Genomic DNA, 14301 nt, shown 5'->3' with positions numbered 1-14301 from the left:
AACCTTATAAAAATGTAAAGTGTTAATACAAAGGAGGCGACTAAAGAAAACGACTCAAATCAATCTTTGTATTTTTCAAATAGTTCAAAAAATTCTTTGGTGATTTTAGGGTATTGGGCAGCTAAATTATTTGACTCATCTGGGTCTTGAATGATGTCAAATAACTGCATCTCGCCTTCGACTGTATAACGAACTGCTTTCCAATTGCCTTTGCGGGCAGCTTGGAAGGTATCACCAATAACGCCTGAATTAGGATCTCCGACTTGTTTAGCAAACTCCCAATACAATATACGTTCTTCCATCTTTTCTGGAGAATCATTTAACAATCCAGCAATGGACACGCCATTAGTGCGAACCCGTGGAACAATATTCAAATTAACGTCAGCAATATCCGCTAAGGTGGGCAAAACATCTGCAAACAACCAAGGAGTTTGATCGACTCTTCCTTTTTTAATTTTAGCCGGCCATTGAACTAACATTGGTACGTGAATTCCACCATCATATAAGTCGCGCTTTTGACCTTTATAAGGTGCCGCGGCCTTAAGAAACTCAGGATCAGCTCCACCTTCATCGTGAGGACCATTGTCAGATGTAAATATAATTAAGGTATTCTCTAATTCACCTGCTTCTTCTAATACTGCCGTTATCCGACCAACGTATTCATCTAGAGCCGTAACCATTCCGGCTAAAGTAGCATTAGGTTTATCCACCGGCTCTGGATAGTAAGCTGCATACTTGTCTGCGGGAACGCCGCCTTTCATGCCAGTATAGGGCTTTTCTGCAAACTCATACTGTTTACTGAATTTTTCAGGCACGGCTAATTCAGCGTGGGGAGATGAAAATGTAAGCATAACAAAGAATGGATTTTCTCGCTCTTGCTTGATGTAATCAATCGCTTCTTCTGTAAACAACTCTTGAGCATAGGCACCTTTGCGACCGCCTTCGTTTTCGGTTATACGAATTTTCTTACCATCGCGCCACATTATCTGTGGATATTGTCTATGCCCTTCTAAAATAGAATACAAACCGTACCAAGTATCAAACCCCATAGCTAAAGGATCTGTTACTCCCATTTGTTGACCTATGGAATATTTGCCAAACAACGCAGTATCGTAATCGGCATATTTAAGGATATGTGCAAGGGTGATATCCATATGTGTCAATTCTACAGTATTAGAATTATTACTCATATAACGACCATCTCGCCCGGTAAATAAAGAAACCCGAGAAGGAGAACAAACAGTATTACCAGCATATGCTTGATCAAAACGAATACCGTTATTGGCCATTTTATCTAAATTAGGCGTTTTAATTGGGGTATTGCCATAAGCGCCAATTTGATTAAATCCTAGGTCGTCAGTTAGGATAAAAATAATATTCGGTTTATCGGCAGCATAACTCGTAGATATTGCGCCTACACATAGTAGTACGCAAGTTAACGCCCCCATCATTTTACGACGTGCATTTTTAATTCTCATTTTTATTTCCAATTTTAGTCCAGCAATAATAATGACAGCCATTACTCATAACAATAAAGTACATTTAAAGTACAACTTGATAACAATTCGAAGGTATATTACCTGATTATACCTTCGACAAAAAGACCTATTGTGATTTTATTTGACTATATATGACAGCAAAGATACCCACTGATGGAATTTACGTTAATTATGAACCAAGACAGTAGTATTCCCTACGAACCATAAAAACAAAGTCTGACCAATGTAAATAAAAAGTAAATAATACCCACCGTCAAATTATTCATATATAATCATATCAAATCACTTCAACTCAGATTCGTAGTTATGAAAAACTTGAATAAATATTTACTGTCCATTTCAATCACTTACCTTTTGACGCCATCGACGATTATGGCTGCGGACATTTTCAAGGCCGATAAACATTATACGAACGCAGAATATACGCTCGCCAAACGAGGTTATTTAGAGGCCACTAAAATTGGTAACCCACATGCCTTCTATCAACTGGGCATTATGTACCAAAAGGGCTTAGGCGTTGAAAAAGACCCGCTAAGTGCTTTGATTTACATTTCAATGGCTGCAGATTATGGCTTACAGAATGCCAAAACAGCTTTGACGAATATGCTGTCTACATTAGATGACGAACAAAGAAAAACAATTGAAAAAGTATTAAACAATAGCTCTAATTCAAACAAAAAAGAAATTATTAAACAAACGTACTTTCCAATTATTAAAAAAGAGACTATTGATAGTAAAATTACTTTTGAGGGACAAGACCACTTAGATACTCAATACTTTGCTGATGACTATGAGGAAGCGTTTGAAGAAAATGGCGAAGGTCAATTTACAGATGAATTTGGAGGTGACGAATCAGACGATTTTTATGCACCAATGTCGACACCTAAAAAACCTTATTTGATTGTTGATCATGATGTAGCCGCTGATGGTTCAAAGCGTAACATTATGGATGTGCAAAAAGTGGGGAGTTCCCAGTCTCTGATAAACGAATATTCATTATTTCCCACACTAAAACCGTCTTTTCAATCGCAACCCGTTGAATTTGTACATCGTGTTTCTATGGGAGCTGCGGTATACAATAAATTCACTTTAATTGAGAAAGATGAAGCCTTATATTCCAGTATATATCGTCGCTATAAAAAGCTTAAAAATGGAAAAAGTTTGAATGACCAATATCTATTCGCAATGACTCTTCAAAACTTTCCTTGGCTCGAGCAAGAACAGGGTGAAGTAACAAAACGTTTGTTATCTTTAGCTAAACAAGGTCATCCTGGCGCTATGTTTGAATATGGTTATCTGTTACTAAGAGAACAAACCAATATACCAGATGCGATTAAATGGATAGGTGTTGCCAGTACTTACGGGTTAGCTCGTGCTGAATATAGATTAGGTAAACTACTTACAACTAGTCCATGGGTAGAATACGACGAAAAGAAAGCTTTATTCTGGTTTGAATCTGCGGTTGAAAAAGACCATATGGCAGCAGCGTTAAAGGCCGCTGAGCTAAAATTAACGGCTAAAGATAATTCGCTCCATGACGTCAATGGCGCAATAAACTTATTGACCAAAATCGAGGCCGAGCAACGCACTAACCCAGAGTTTTACTATCTATTGGCCTTGTCCCATAAAAACCGAGAAAAGCGCGATTTCACTCAAGTAGTAAGCAATTTGGAAAAGGCTATATTTATGGGTTCAAATGCCAACTGGGACGTAACCGAATGGCAAGATTTATTAACTCGGCTCACACAAGGCAGTGTATATATTGTTGAAGACAATTAACAGAGTAAAGCAGTTTACAACTCTGTTATCATAATATTACGAAAATACACTAGATTGTCTGTTTTCCCGCTTTGGACTAATTTTTTACTGCCGTGATGCTGTAATCCTATGAACCCCTCTGAGTATTTAGTATCGGTGATGTGCGAAGTCAGCACACCATTTACGAACACTTTAATATCACTTCCGATGGCCTCTATTCTATACTTATTCCACTTTAAATGTTTATAAGCATTGGCCATGTTTTCAGTCCATTCGGGTAAATAGTTGTGTTTAAAATCTTCATCAAGTTCAGACCGAGTTGGGTGAAATGGATGCAACCATTTTCGACCGGCTTGATGGAATATTCCCCCACTCCATTTACGTGCACTTGGATCAACCTCAGCCTGTAATCCTTCAGCTTCGAAGCCATTGCCCTTTGGTTTAGCGCGGCCACGAAACATGAAGCCAGAGTTACTATACTCTTTGACATCAGGCATTAAAATTTCGCCCTCTAGAATAAAGTCTTTGTATGTTTTTTTAGTAGTGTAAAACCAGTTAGCCGTTGAAGTCAGTTCTAACATTTCGCCTACCATACGGGCGCTACCGTAATCGTATATATTAGTAAATTGAGATAGTTCAGGATCCAACAAACTCTGAGGCTGAGGTTTACCCAAATTAGTACAACTCACTAATACAAACGTTATTGCCCCAAGAATAAGCAAATTTTTCATTTTAACTCCAACGAGAACGTTTATTAACTGCCATCGTTATGCGATCTATTCGTCGCTATCTTTGGCTAAGTAAGCATAAGTTGCTGTCACAAAATATATTAGTGTCGGCACAATTAACCAGGTAGTAATTGTTTCGATATCTTGATTTACATACGACATTACTCCCATATACAAACAAGCCAATAATGCAGTCCAGGAAATATATTTTGCAACCTTCGAGTTGATGGGGTCTTTTTTATCTGAAGCGACTTGTTGTGTTTGTGGCGAAGAGAGGAATTGAGCCTCTGCAGCCTTTCGCTCTATTTCTACTTTTTCAGCTACAATTGCTTGTGGATAGGTATCTTTTGCCCCCATTAAAGACGCTAAAACAATATACATCAAAGTCGAGAATATCCACATTGGCACTAAAATAAAGAATAAGTGCAATAAGCCAGCTTGTTCTACAGCAATACCTGCAATCATTGACACAATCCACGTTACAAAAGCAGCTATGTTTGTGGTATTGCCTTTATACGAAGACCAGTAGCGTGTTAAGCCAATCTTAGGAAATATCCAATGCTCAGCCACGATAATGGCACCAACAGGAGCGAGTAAAAGTCCCATGTACCCTACAAACCCCAACAAACCCGAAAATACAAATGGTGAACAAGCAATAATCGTTGTAATGATTCCCACAACGATAGTAACTTTGGTGCGCCCCCAAGTATGGTTTAGAGAACTAAAAGCTAATCCAGCACGATAGATAGTTGGGTTGGAAGTTGTCCATCCTGCAATAATTACCGCTAAAATACCTGATGCACCCAATGCAGTATAAGCGACCGAACCAGGATCAATCGCGGCAATACTCGTCTTTAGAATTATGGCAGCCCCCGCTCCCATAATACCCGCGCATACCCAGGCCATATAATGACCAATAAACATACCTAATGCAGAGAAATAACCATATTTAGGACTTTTCGCGAAGCGTAATAATGTCATATCGCCAAGACTACCGTGCATAGCTAAATTAGCTACCCAAGCAAATGCGATAACATGCCAAATTCCCACTTCACCGTCGGTGTCCTGCCAAATAGATTCACCGGCTACAGTTAAGAAATCATTGAAACTATTAATACCCTCAACGCCAGCTGTAGCAGCCACCGTTGTTGGCATCATCACTAATGCCCCAACAAAGAACATTAGGATCATCCAAGGCGCGCAGACTTCAGCAAAAGCAGCTAACTTTTTAAAGCCTTTCACTGCCATATAAACCACTACCGCTCCAACACCTAGTACAACTAGTACGAAACGCATGTCTGTCGGGAAGTATCCAACTTGATCTTCAATACCAAACAGTATTCTTACCGCTGAGGCCGACACAGTAATCATTGCCCCAGCTAGTACACAGAACAAAATACCATTAACCACGCTATATAATTTGATAGTGCCTGGGCCGGCAATTTTTTCAAGGTAAGCATACAAAGTTAAGCGCGTATCTGTTGCAATAGGCGCAGTTATAAGCCCCCATGTTAACACCGCCAGCAAGTTACCAAATAATAAGCCTACTAATACGTCGGCGGCACCAACCCCCCATGCTACAAATAATGCACCAATGACAAACTCAGTACCTGCAACATGCTCCCCAGCATAGCTTGCTGCAAATGTTTTAGGGCCTTGCAATTGTTTTGGGGTAACCGGTTTAGTTTCAAATTCTTCAGCTGTCGACATCTTACCTCCGAAATATCGACAATTTGTTATTCGGAGAACAAAATAATCGACATCAATATTTTTTATTCTTGTAATATTTAAAAGCAGCAATGAAACCTGTGTTTCGTTGCTGCTTAACTTGTAGCGTATACTATTCTGTTACCTAGACGATTCCAGAACCGTTACCACCACTATTAGGACGTTCTACACCCGCTTGTGCACGATAACCAGATTTTCGGTACACAGCGATAGGGTCAATCGCCCCCCCCTTACGTAAACGTGCCATTTCTAAAATTGGCGATACATCAGTAGTAAAGGCTTTCTTCAAAGTGTTACTGCACATCAATGCATCGTTAGCTGTTTGATATTCTGTTAACTTAGAACGGTCAACAATCAATGCAGAAACATATGAACGCTGTACACTTGCCGCAGAATTCATCAAACTTTCTATAGGATCTGTCACGTTATGTGATTGATCCAGCATGTAGTTTGGACCAAAACCTTCTTGATTTCGGTACTCAGCATCAACCAATTCATTAAAGATCAAAAATTGCTGATACGGATGTAAACTGCCACTGTCTAAGTCGTCATCACCATATTTAGAATCATTAAAGTGGAAACCACCTAACTTCTTAAATTGAATCAAACGCGACACTATCATCTCAATATTTACATTTGGCGCATGGTGCCCTAAGTCGACTAAAGACTTAGCTTGAGGACCCAATTCCATTGCCGCTAAGATATTACTACCCCAATCTTGGATAATTGTTGAGTAAAAAGCAGGTTCAAACATTTTATGTTCAATGTGCAATTCCCAATCAGCAGGAAGGCCAGCATAAATTGTTTTCATGCTTTCTAAGTAACGCTCAAAAGCATGTTGGAAATGCTGTTGGCCTGGGTGGTTAGAACCATCACCTACCCAAACAGTTAACGTTTTAGAACCCAAAGCTTTTCCATATTCAATACAATCTAAATTGTGCTGAATAGCTAAATCGCGAGAGGCTTGGCTAGTATTGCTTAAGCTACCATATTTAAAGCTATGCTCTTGGCCTGGTTGATCTTGGAAGGTATTAGAGTTTATAGAATCCCATTTCAAACCTAGTGCATCTGAAGTTTGTTTTAATTCAGAAAAGTCATCCACTTTATCCCAAGGAAAATGCGGAGACACACGTTCCGTGCACTGAGATAGGTCGTTAATGACAGCACTATCTTCTAGTTTTTCCCAAATATTGCGAGGTTCACCTTCACCAGGGAAACGCGCAAAACGCGTTCCACCGGTACCAGTTCCCCAAGAAGGAACAGCAATTTGGAACGTTTCAGCTTGAGCTGTTACTTCATCAATATTGATACCATCACGCGCCAATTTGTTACCTAGTGCTTGATAGTCTTCATTTAAATTGGCTTCCAATTTTGCATTTTCTTCTGCAATCAGCCCTTTATCGATACGTTGAGTCATAATATTTCCTAATTCGTTCTTAACTAAGCTTGCTGCGAATCTAGCGTAAGAAAGCTTCGTGTAAACCACCGTCCACACTTATTATTTGACCAGTTGTTTTACTTAACTGACCTGAAACCATTAAATAAGCCGCTTCAGCTTGATCGGCTGGTGTAATGGGTTGTTTAGTTAGCGTGCGCTGTGCGTAAAACATCGCTAATTTGTCGCGTAATTCATCATCAGAATCCGATTCAGAAAAATCAACATTATATTTAGTCAAAGACGCAATCACTCGGTCACGGGGGAACATTGTACTACCTTTAACTACGGTAGCTGGAGCCAAACCATTCACATTAACCAATGGAGATAACTCTACAGCCAATTCACGTACTAAATGATTTGCTGCGGCTTTAGACGTGTCATACGCCAAAGAGCCTTTCTTAGAAACAGCAGCATTAACACTAGTAGTAAGTACCAAGGCACCTTTCAAGTTTTGAGCAGTCCATAGTTTATTAGCTTCAGTGCCTACTATATAACCACCTTTAACGTTCACCGCGAAGCTCACATCAAATTGTTGGTCATCAGACATTCCTGACTGGCCAGGTGCTAAAAAGACACCAGCAGTAACGATAACTTTATCTATGCCACCATAAGCAATGGCTACTTGCTTAAACATTTTCTGCACACTGTCACGGTCAGTAATATTCACTTCTTGAGCAATGGCCGGGCCACAACCAGAAATACCAGAACCAGCAACACCTATACCTTGACCATAGATTGCGGCCAGTTCATCAGCTGTTTTTTGTGCAGCATCTAAACGGAGGTCAGCACAAACAACATGAGCACCTTCTTTGGCTACGCGGAATGCCGTTTCTTTACCAATGCCATCACCTGCACCTATAACCACAACTATGTCACGAGCCAAAGGTGCTTCTTTAGGCATACGCTGTAACTTAGCTTCTTCAAGTAACCAATATTCGATATCAAATGCCTCTTGTTGAGGCAGCGCGACATACTCATCAATAGCTTCAGAGCCTCGCATGACTTCTACAGCACAATTGTAAAATTCAGCCGTTACGCGAGATTCACTTTTGTTTTTACCCCAAGCAACCATACCAACACCTGGAATTAAACAAATTGAAGGTGAAGACGCACGTACCTCAGGTGAGTTATCACGTTTACACGCTTCATAGTAAGCTTTGTAATCGGCTTTATATTGCTCAACCCCATCAGCTAACATGGTTTTCAGTGTTTCAATAGAGTCAGTTTTTGGATTCCATGCAACATATAAAGGTTTAATTTTTGTTCTTAGGAAATGGTCAGGGCAAGACGTACCTAAGTCCGCTAAGCGAGGCGCATCATTTGAATTAATAAAACGTAGAATGTTCTCATCATGTTGAACAGTACCAATCAGTTTTGCTTCTCCTGATACTAAACCACGCAAGAAAGGTAACACCTCCGCTAGTACGTCATCTCTTTCTTCAGCACTTAGTGTTAAGTACTTTTGACCACCAAAAGTGTTCTCTCCTTTATCGTGCTCTTCGATATAACGTGCCGCTTTCTCAATAATATCTAAGCTTAGTTCATAACACTCTTTGTTATCATTAGCCCAATTAATTACACCATGACCAGCTAAAATAGCGCCTTTGGCATCAGGATGCTTTTCGCAAATCGATTGTAATTGCAATCCTAAATCAAAACCTGGGCGCTGCCATTCAGTCCAAATAAGCTCATCACCCCAAATTTTCTGTGTTAATTCTTTCGAGTTTTTACTAGCTGCAACCGCTATCACTGAATTAGGGTGCATATGGTCAACATGTTTATAAGGAATATAGGCATGTAATGGAGTGTCGATAGATGTTGCACGCGGATTTAAATTAAAGGTTGCATGGCGATACATTGCAACCATATCATCTTCAATTTGTGTTTTAACACCTACTTCATCAGCATTATTATAAATATCTTGTAATGCAATTAACTTATCCATATATAAAGAAGAAAAATTTTCTGGTTTAGATGTTCTTAAATCTCCACCAGAACCTTTTACCCACATAACTTCTACTTCTTCACCTGTTAATGGATCTATTTCCATTGCTTTAGCAGATGTATTACCACCACCGGTATTTGTAATACGTTGATCGTCCCCTAAAATATTTGAACGATAAATAAGGCTTTCAATTGGTGACATCCCGCTAGCAACCGAGTCATCCCAACTATAATTTACATGTTTAAATTTACTTTGTTTGCTTGTCATCTTTTCTTTTAACTCCGGTGATAGTTGCATTAATCGGACTTAGGTTAAATTTGTTAACATAATTTTACATCTTTGTGAAACACAGTCAAGCAAATTCAGTCATATTCACTCAAAAAAGAAATAAAATTGAAAGCATCAACTTTATCAATTTCGTTAACCTCATGAATATATTGATTTAAATATCAATTTTTAACATCATTTCACTACACCTATTTTAAAACCCAGTAAATCAATCGGTTTAATTCACGGTAGAGTTTAAAAAATTCAGCTTACAAATTGCTCATTAACGATGGATTTTGATTATAAACGCTTTAATGTTGCCATTTTAAGGAGAGTATGGAGTGTGTCTCAGGTTGTGATTGAAATCATAAAATTTAAAGCCATTCAGCTAGTTAATTGCATGTCAGTTATTTTAAATTGACCTCATGAATCAGCGTTATCAAATTAACGTGAGCCTCCTTAGACTGTCCTTTTGGTTCTTACGCCTTTGTTGATATAAGGTATAAATAAGTGGCAACGTCTCGTGAAATAATCGATTTAATTTGGGGTTATGTTTTCGATGATAAACAAGAAGAATCTTATTTTTAATAAATGCTAAAATATATAGCTTTCCTCGCTACAGTGTCTGGCTAAGAGACCCAGCCAAAAGTTCCTCGAAATAGATCGATTTTATGGAGAATCGAAAGACTCTCTCGCAAACAATTATTGGGTTTAAAGACGAAATACGTCAGTTAAACTTTGTAGCTTAATTACGTATTATTAAGCAGTATATTTACATTTCCATTTCTTCTAACTCTTTACCGTTTGTTTCGCTAACGAACTTGTAAATAAATACTACTGAAAAAACAGCACCTAGCGTATAGATGCTATAGGCTCCAGCCAGACCTATTCCACTCAAAATTATTGGAAAAGTCCAAGTGATTAAAAAGTTTGCAATCCACTGTGCAAAACCAGCAATAGCTAAACCTGAACCACGGATCTGATTTGGGAACATTTCACCTAACATTACCCACATAACAGGGCCCCATGACAAATTAAAGAAAAACACATAAGCATTTGCAGCAATCAAGGCCACTACGCCTTGTTTTCCTAAAGAAAACTGTCCTTGAGCATCAACACCTGCATTCGCAAAAGCGAATACCATGGTGGCTAAGGTGGCAACCATGCCTAATGATCCAATAAATAAAAGTGGCTTGCGTCCAATTTTGTCAATAAAATATATTGTAATAAATACAGCAGCAATACTCACAGCACCACTAATAATATTAATCATCAAGGCATCTGACTCTGTAAATCCGGCAGCTTGCCAAAGTACAGCTCCGTAGTAAAAGACAACATTAATACCAACCAACTGCTGAAACGTTGCCAGGCCTATGCCAACCCAAATAATTGGACGAATTTTACGTGTAGTCTTGTCGAATACATCCGATAATTTAGGTTTATGGTGGTCACTAGCCAAGGAATCCTCGATTTCTTTCACTTTGCTGGCAACATTTTGTGAACCATACAAATTTCCTAGTACTTTAACGGCGAGCTTATTGCTGTTACTAATAACTAAATAACGAGGGCTTTCAGGAATAAACATTAGTGCGATCAAAAAAAGACTTGCAGGAATTAACTCCACCCAAAACATCCAACGCCAAGCTTGGTATCCTAACCAAAACTCAGCTGTAGAAGCACCTGCAAAGTTGGCAAGATAATAATTGCTTACAAATGCTGAAAATAAGCCAAAGATAATCGAAAGTTGTTGAACTGTTGTAAGAGCTCCTCGGAACCTAGCTGGCGCGATTTCACTTATATAGGCTGGCGCTAACACTGAGGCGGCACCCACCGCCACCCCTCCTAAAATACGATAAATAATAAACTCAAATGACGCACTTGAAATGCCAGAACCCCAAGCACTTATAATAAAAAATATCGCAGAAAGGATAAGTAATGGACGTCGACCAAACTTGTCAGCCAACCGCCCTGCTGAGAACGCGCCAATAGCACAGCCAATTAACATGCTAGATACGTTGAAGCCAGTCCCTGCACTGTCTGAATTGAAGGCTTGTTGAAGCCCATCAACTGTGCCATTTATGACGCCGCTATCGAAGCCAAAAAGAAAGCCTCCGATTGTTGCAACACAACTAATCAAAATTATTAGCAGTACGTTTTCATTGGTGTTAGTCAAGTTACTTCCCTTTTCTTACCATAGTTTTATTGAGTTCCAAATTCGCCTGAAAAAAATTTTTATGTTAAAGAGGAATTACTCTGCTTTTTCGTCCAGCTTGATTTTACTTTCCCCTTACGTTGATCGTCACTCGAATGGCAATCTCCGCAACTTAAGGGTTTAATCATGCCCTGCTTAGCTATTTAATCTTTAAATATAAACTTTCTTTAAACTCAGCTGTTACAATTCAGCACACATGACTTATTTTGACTCAAATTGAAGGCGAAGTGTATTATTTATTATTAAATAGATCAAGAATGTTAATCTTGTGTGAAATGATTAATACCACTACAGTAAAAAGTTTACCTAGGCCTCAAAAGAAACACTTTTCAGTGTCAGTTCCAACAAAACCTATCTAATTGTTTTATTTAGGTATATTTACAGTAAAATAAAAATACCATATAAATTTCAGCAAATTAGATTAGCTCATAGTTAAGCGATATTTAATTGCGTTTACTAGCAGCACTCTGCCTATTTATCCATAAATGCATTATGAATATCATGTGTTTAAATCATGAACAATCAATTTTAGTGCACAAAAAATACGGAAACATAGACCATATGACCTATAATGACCAACTATGTTTACATTCAACTAACAATGTTTTAAAGTCTTTTCACTGTTGTTAAATTAAGGTATCGAAATAAAGCACATTACTTGAACGCTGGTGAAATAATAAATTAAACGTGAATCTAATCACTTTATATTCACCGCATTGTCTATTTGTACTGCCACTGAGTAAATGTGATTTTGATAAGGTTTTAATTCTCTTGGAAAATAAAAATGATGATTTCAACGTTAAATAGGTCAAAAAAGGTGGCTTTGAGTAGTTTGCTCTTTGCAACCATAAGTTGTAGTTCACAAAGCACTAACGAGAGTGCACACGTTTTAAAGCAAATAGAACCCGCTAAAACCGGTAGTTGGGGAGATCAAGGTGACGGGACATATATCAATCCTATTCTTAATGCTGATTATCCTGACTCTGATATAGAGCAAGTCGGTGATACCTATTATATGATTACCTCTAAACAACATATGTCGCCTGGAATGCCAATTTTAGAATCGAAAGATATGGTAAATTGGACCAATGTTGGCCATGGCTTTCCTAGATTATCTTGGGGTCCTGAATATAACTGGGATCGAATGAACGGCTATTCATTTGGTGTTTGGGCCGGCGATATAGCCTACCACGAAGGTACTTGGTATATATATCAAATCGATTACCAACATGGTTTGATGGTCACCACAGCAAAAGATATTAAAGGTCCCTGGAGCGAACCAATTATGATGCTTCCAAAAGCTGAGGTATTAGATGACCCAGCTGTTTTTTGGGACGAAGAAACACATAAAGCTTATGTAATAATTAATACAGCGGAAAAGCAAAAAAGTCCTGAAAATAAAATTGAAGGCAATGAAAACCGTATATACGAAATGAGCTGGGACGGCACAAAAATACTTGGTGAAGGTAAATTAGTTTATACTGGCATGGGTGCTGAAGCTGCGAAAATCTATAAAATTGATGGAACTTGGTATATCTTTTTAGCGCAATGGACAATGGGAGACAAATCAACCAATCCAGGTGTAAAAAACCCTAAAAACGATAGAAAACAAATTGTTTTACGCTCTAAAGAAAGTATTTATGGTCCTTATGAAGTGCGTACTGTCTTAGAAAAAGGTACCTCGTTTGGCAACAGAAGTGCGAGTCAAGGTGCATTGATTCAAGCACCTGATGAGTCATGGTGGTACATGCATCAATTAATTCAAAATGATGATATTCCTTTTCAGGGTAGGCCACAAAACTTAGAACCAGTTACTTGGGTTGATGGATGGCCAATTATTGGCATCGATGAAGACAATGATGGAATAGGTGAACCAGTAAAACGATATAAAAAACCAATCAATGGATACCCTATCAGCGCCCCAAGTTCTGATGACGATTTTTCATCTTCTAAATTAGGATTTCAATGGGAGTGGAATCATAACCCCAGAAATTCTCATTGGTCTCTCACTGAAAGACCCGGGTGGTTACGTTTAAAAGCAAGTAAAGTCCTTCCAAATGAAAAAGGTTATGGGCCTAATATAAACCAATGGACGAATAATGACGGCTCAGATTCAGATTTTTGGCGCGCTTCTAATACATTAAGCCAACGCATAATGGGCATTACAACTGGTACCGCTGTTGCTAAGTTCGATTTATCCGGTATGGCCCCACATCAGTTAGCGGGGTTTGTGCGATACGGAGGAGTGTTTAACTTGTTGGGCGTAGAAATGCATTCTGATGGCAAAAAACACTTGTTTTACATGAATCCAATGGGCGAGAAAACCAAAGGCCCTGAGATAAAAGGTAACGATTTGTTTATTAGGACATCAAACACAATTAACAAGGCAACATATGAATACAGCTTTGATGGTGAAAATTTTACTTCTTTTGGACCAACTTTCACCATTGCATTTGGTAAATGGACGGGCGACCGGTTAGGTTTCTTCTCATGGAATGAAAAACAAGATGCGGGTTATATTGACGTAGATTGGTTTACTTATGATTACGACGGTCCGAAGGCGGCCAGAATCAAATAAGTTTATGGGTTGTCCCCTATTCAGCATACTTAAATATCTATATTAAGCCCCAAAATTACGCTCAGAATTTCCGACTAAAAGGACTGAGCGTAACATTTCACTTATACTGCACATAAAGTGGTGCGTTCAAATACTCAAACTACCAACC

General features: G+C 38.6%; 8 protein-coding genes. 2 read left to right on the top strand and 6 right to left on the bottom strand.

What is annotated here, in order from left to right:
- Window positions 1-59: 59 nt before the first annotated feature.
- Window positions 60-1478, bottom strand: coding sequence for a sulfatase-like hydrolase/transferase (locus AB6T38_RS12770; RefSeq protein WP_372547678.1), 1419 nt, complete (start codon window positions 1476-1478; stop codon window positions 60-62).
- 327 nt (window positions 1479-1805) lie between these two features.
- On the opposite strand from AB6T38_RS12770, the gene AB6T38_RS12765 reads away from it, so the two are divergent.
- Complete coding sequence (locus AB6T38_RS12765; protein WP_372547677.1) at window positions 1806-3278, top strand: tetratricopeptide repeat protein; 1473 nt, start codon at window positions 1806-1808, stop codon at window positions 3276-3278.
- 14 nt (window positions 3279-3292) lie between these two features.
- Here the strand turns inward: AB6T38_RS12765 and AB6T38_RS12760 are convergent, their stop codons facing one another.
- The 5 genes from AB6T38_RS12760 to AB6T38_RS12740 all read right to left on the bottom strand — a co-directional run bounded on the left by AB6T38_RS12760 (window position 3293) and on the right by AB6T38_RS12740 (window position 11536).
- Window positions 3293-3988: a DUF1080 domain-containing protein gene (locus AB6T38_RS12760; RefSeq protein WP_372547676.1), complete on the bottom strand. Its 696-nt coding sequence runs from the start codon at window positions 3986-3988 to the stop codon at window positions 3293-3295.
- A 45-nt stretch (window positions 3989-4033) separates the two neighbouring features.
- Window positions 4034-5695 carry a nucleoside transporter gene (locus tag AB6T38_RS12755; RefSeq protein ID WP_372547675.1) on the bottom strand — a complete coding sequence of 554 codons (1662 nt, stop codon included), beginning with the start codon at window positions 5693-5695 and terminating at the stop codon, window positions 4034-4036.
- 142 nt (window positions 5696-5837) lie between these two features.
- Window positions 5838-7130: an L-rhamnose catabolism isomerase gene (rhaI, locus tag AB6T38_RS12750; protein ID WP_372547674.1), complete on the bottom strand. Its 1293-nt coding sequence runs from the start codon at window positions 7128-7130 to the stop codon at window positions 5838-5840.
- 40 nt (window positions 7131-7170) lie between these two features.
- On the bottom strand, window positions 7171-9393 hold the full coding sequence (locus AB6T38_RS12745) for a bifunctional rhamnulose-1-phosphate aldolase/short-chain dehydrogenase (protein ID WP_372547673.1): 2223 nt from the start codon (window positions 9391-9393) through the stop codon (window positions 7171-7173).
- 742 nt (window positions 9394-10135) lie between these two features.
- Window positions 10136-11536: a sugar porter family MFS transporter gene (locus tag AB6T38_RS12740; protein WP_372547672.1), complete on the bottom strand. Its 1401-nt coding sequence runs from the start codon at window positions 11534-11536 to the stop codon at window positions 10136-10138.
- An 856-nt stretch (window positions 11537-12392) separates the two neighbouring features.
- Here AB6T38_RS12740 and AB6T38_RS12735 point away from each other — a divergent pair.
- On the top strand, window positions 12393-14153 hold the full coding sequence (locus AB6T38_RS12735; RefSeq protein ID WP_372547772.1) for a glycoside hydrolase 43 family protein: 1761 nt from the start codon (window positions 12393-12395) through the stop codon (window positions 14151-14153).
- Window positions 14154-14301: the final 148 nt, after the last annotated feature.

Source organism: Aliiglaciecola sp. SL4, from assembly GCF_041538045.1.
Classification (GTDB): domain Bacteria; phylum Pseudomonadota; class Gammaproteobacteria; order Enterobacterales; family Alteromonadaceae; genus Aliiglaciecola.
This window is presented reverse-complemented; position numbering and strand designations above follow the sequence as displayed.

Bases quoted from the DNA above. Each gene is read 5' to 3' on its own strand.
- AB6T38_RS12770 (WP_372547678.1), bottom strand. From the start codon at position 1,478: ATGAGAATTAAAAATGCACGTCGTAAAATGATGGGGGCGTTAACTTGC.
- AB6T38_RS12765 (WP_372547677.1), top strand. From the start codon at position 1,806: ATGAAAAACTTGAATAAATATTTACTGTCCATTTCAATCACTTACCTT.
- AB6T38_RS12760 (WP_372547676.1), bottom strand. From the start codon at position 3,988: ATGAAAAATTTGCTTATTCTTGGGGCAATAACGTTTGTATTAGTGAGT.
- AB6T38_RS12755 (WP_372547675.1), bottom strand. From the start codon at position 5,695: ATGTCGACAGCTGAAGAATTTGAAACTAAACCGGTTACCCCAAAACAA.
- rhaI (WP_372547674.1), bottom strand. From the start codon at position 7,130: ATGACTCAACGTATCGATAAAGGGCTGATTGCAGAAGAAAATGCAAAA.
- AB6T38_RS12745 (WP_372547673.1), bottom strand. From the start codon at position 9,393: ATGCAACTATCACCGGAGTTAAAAGAAAAGATGACAAGCAAACAAAGT.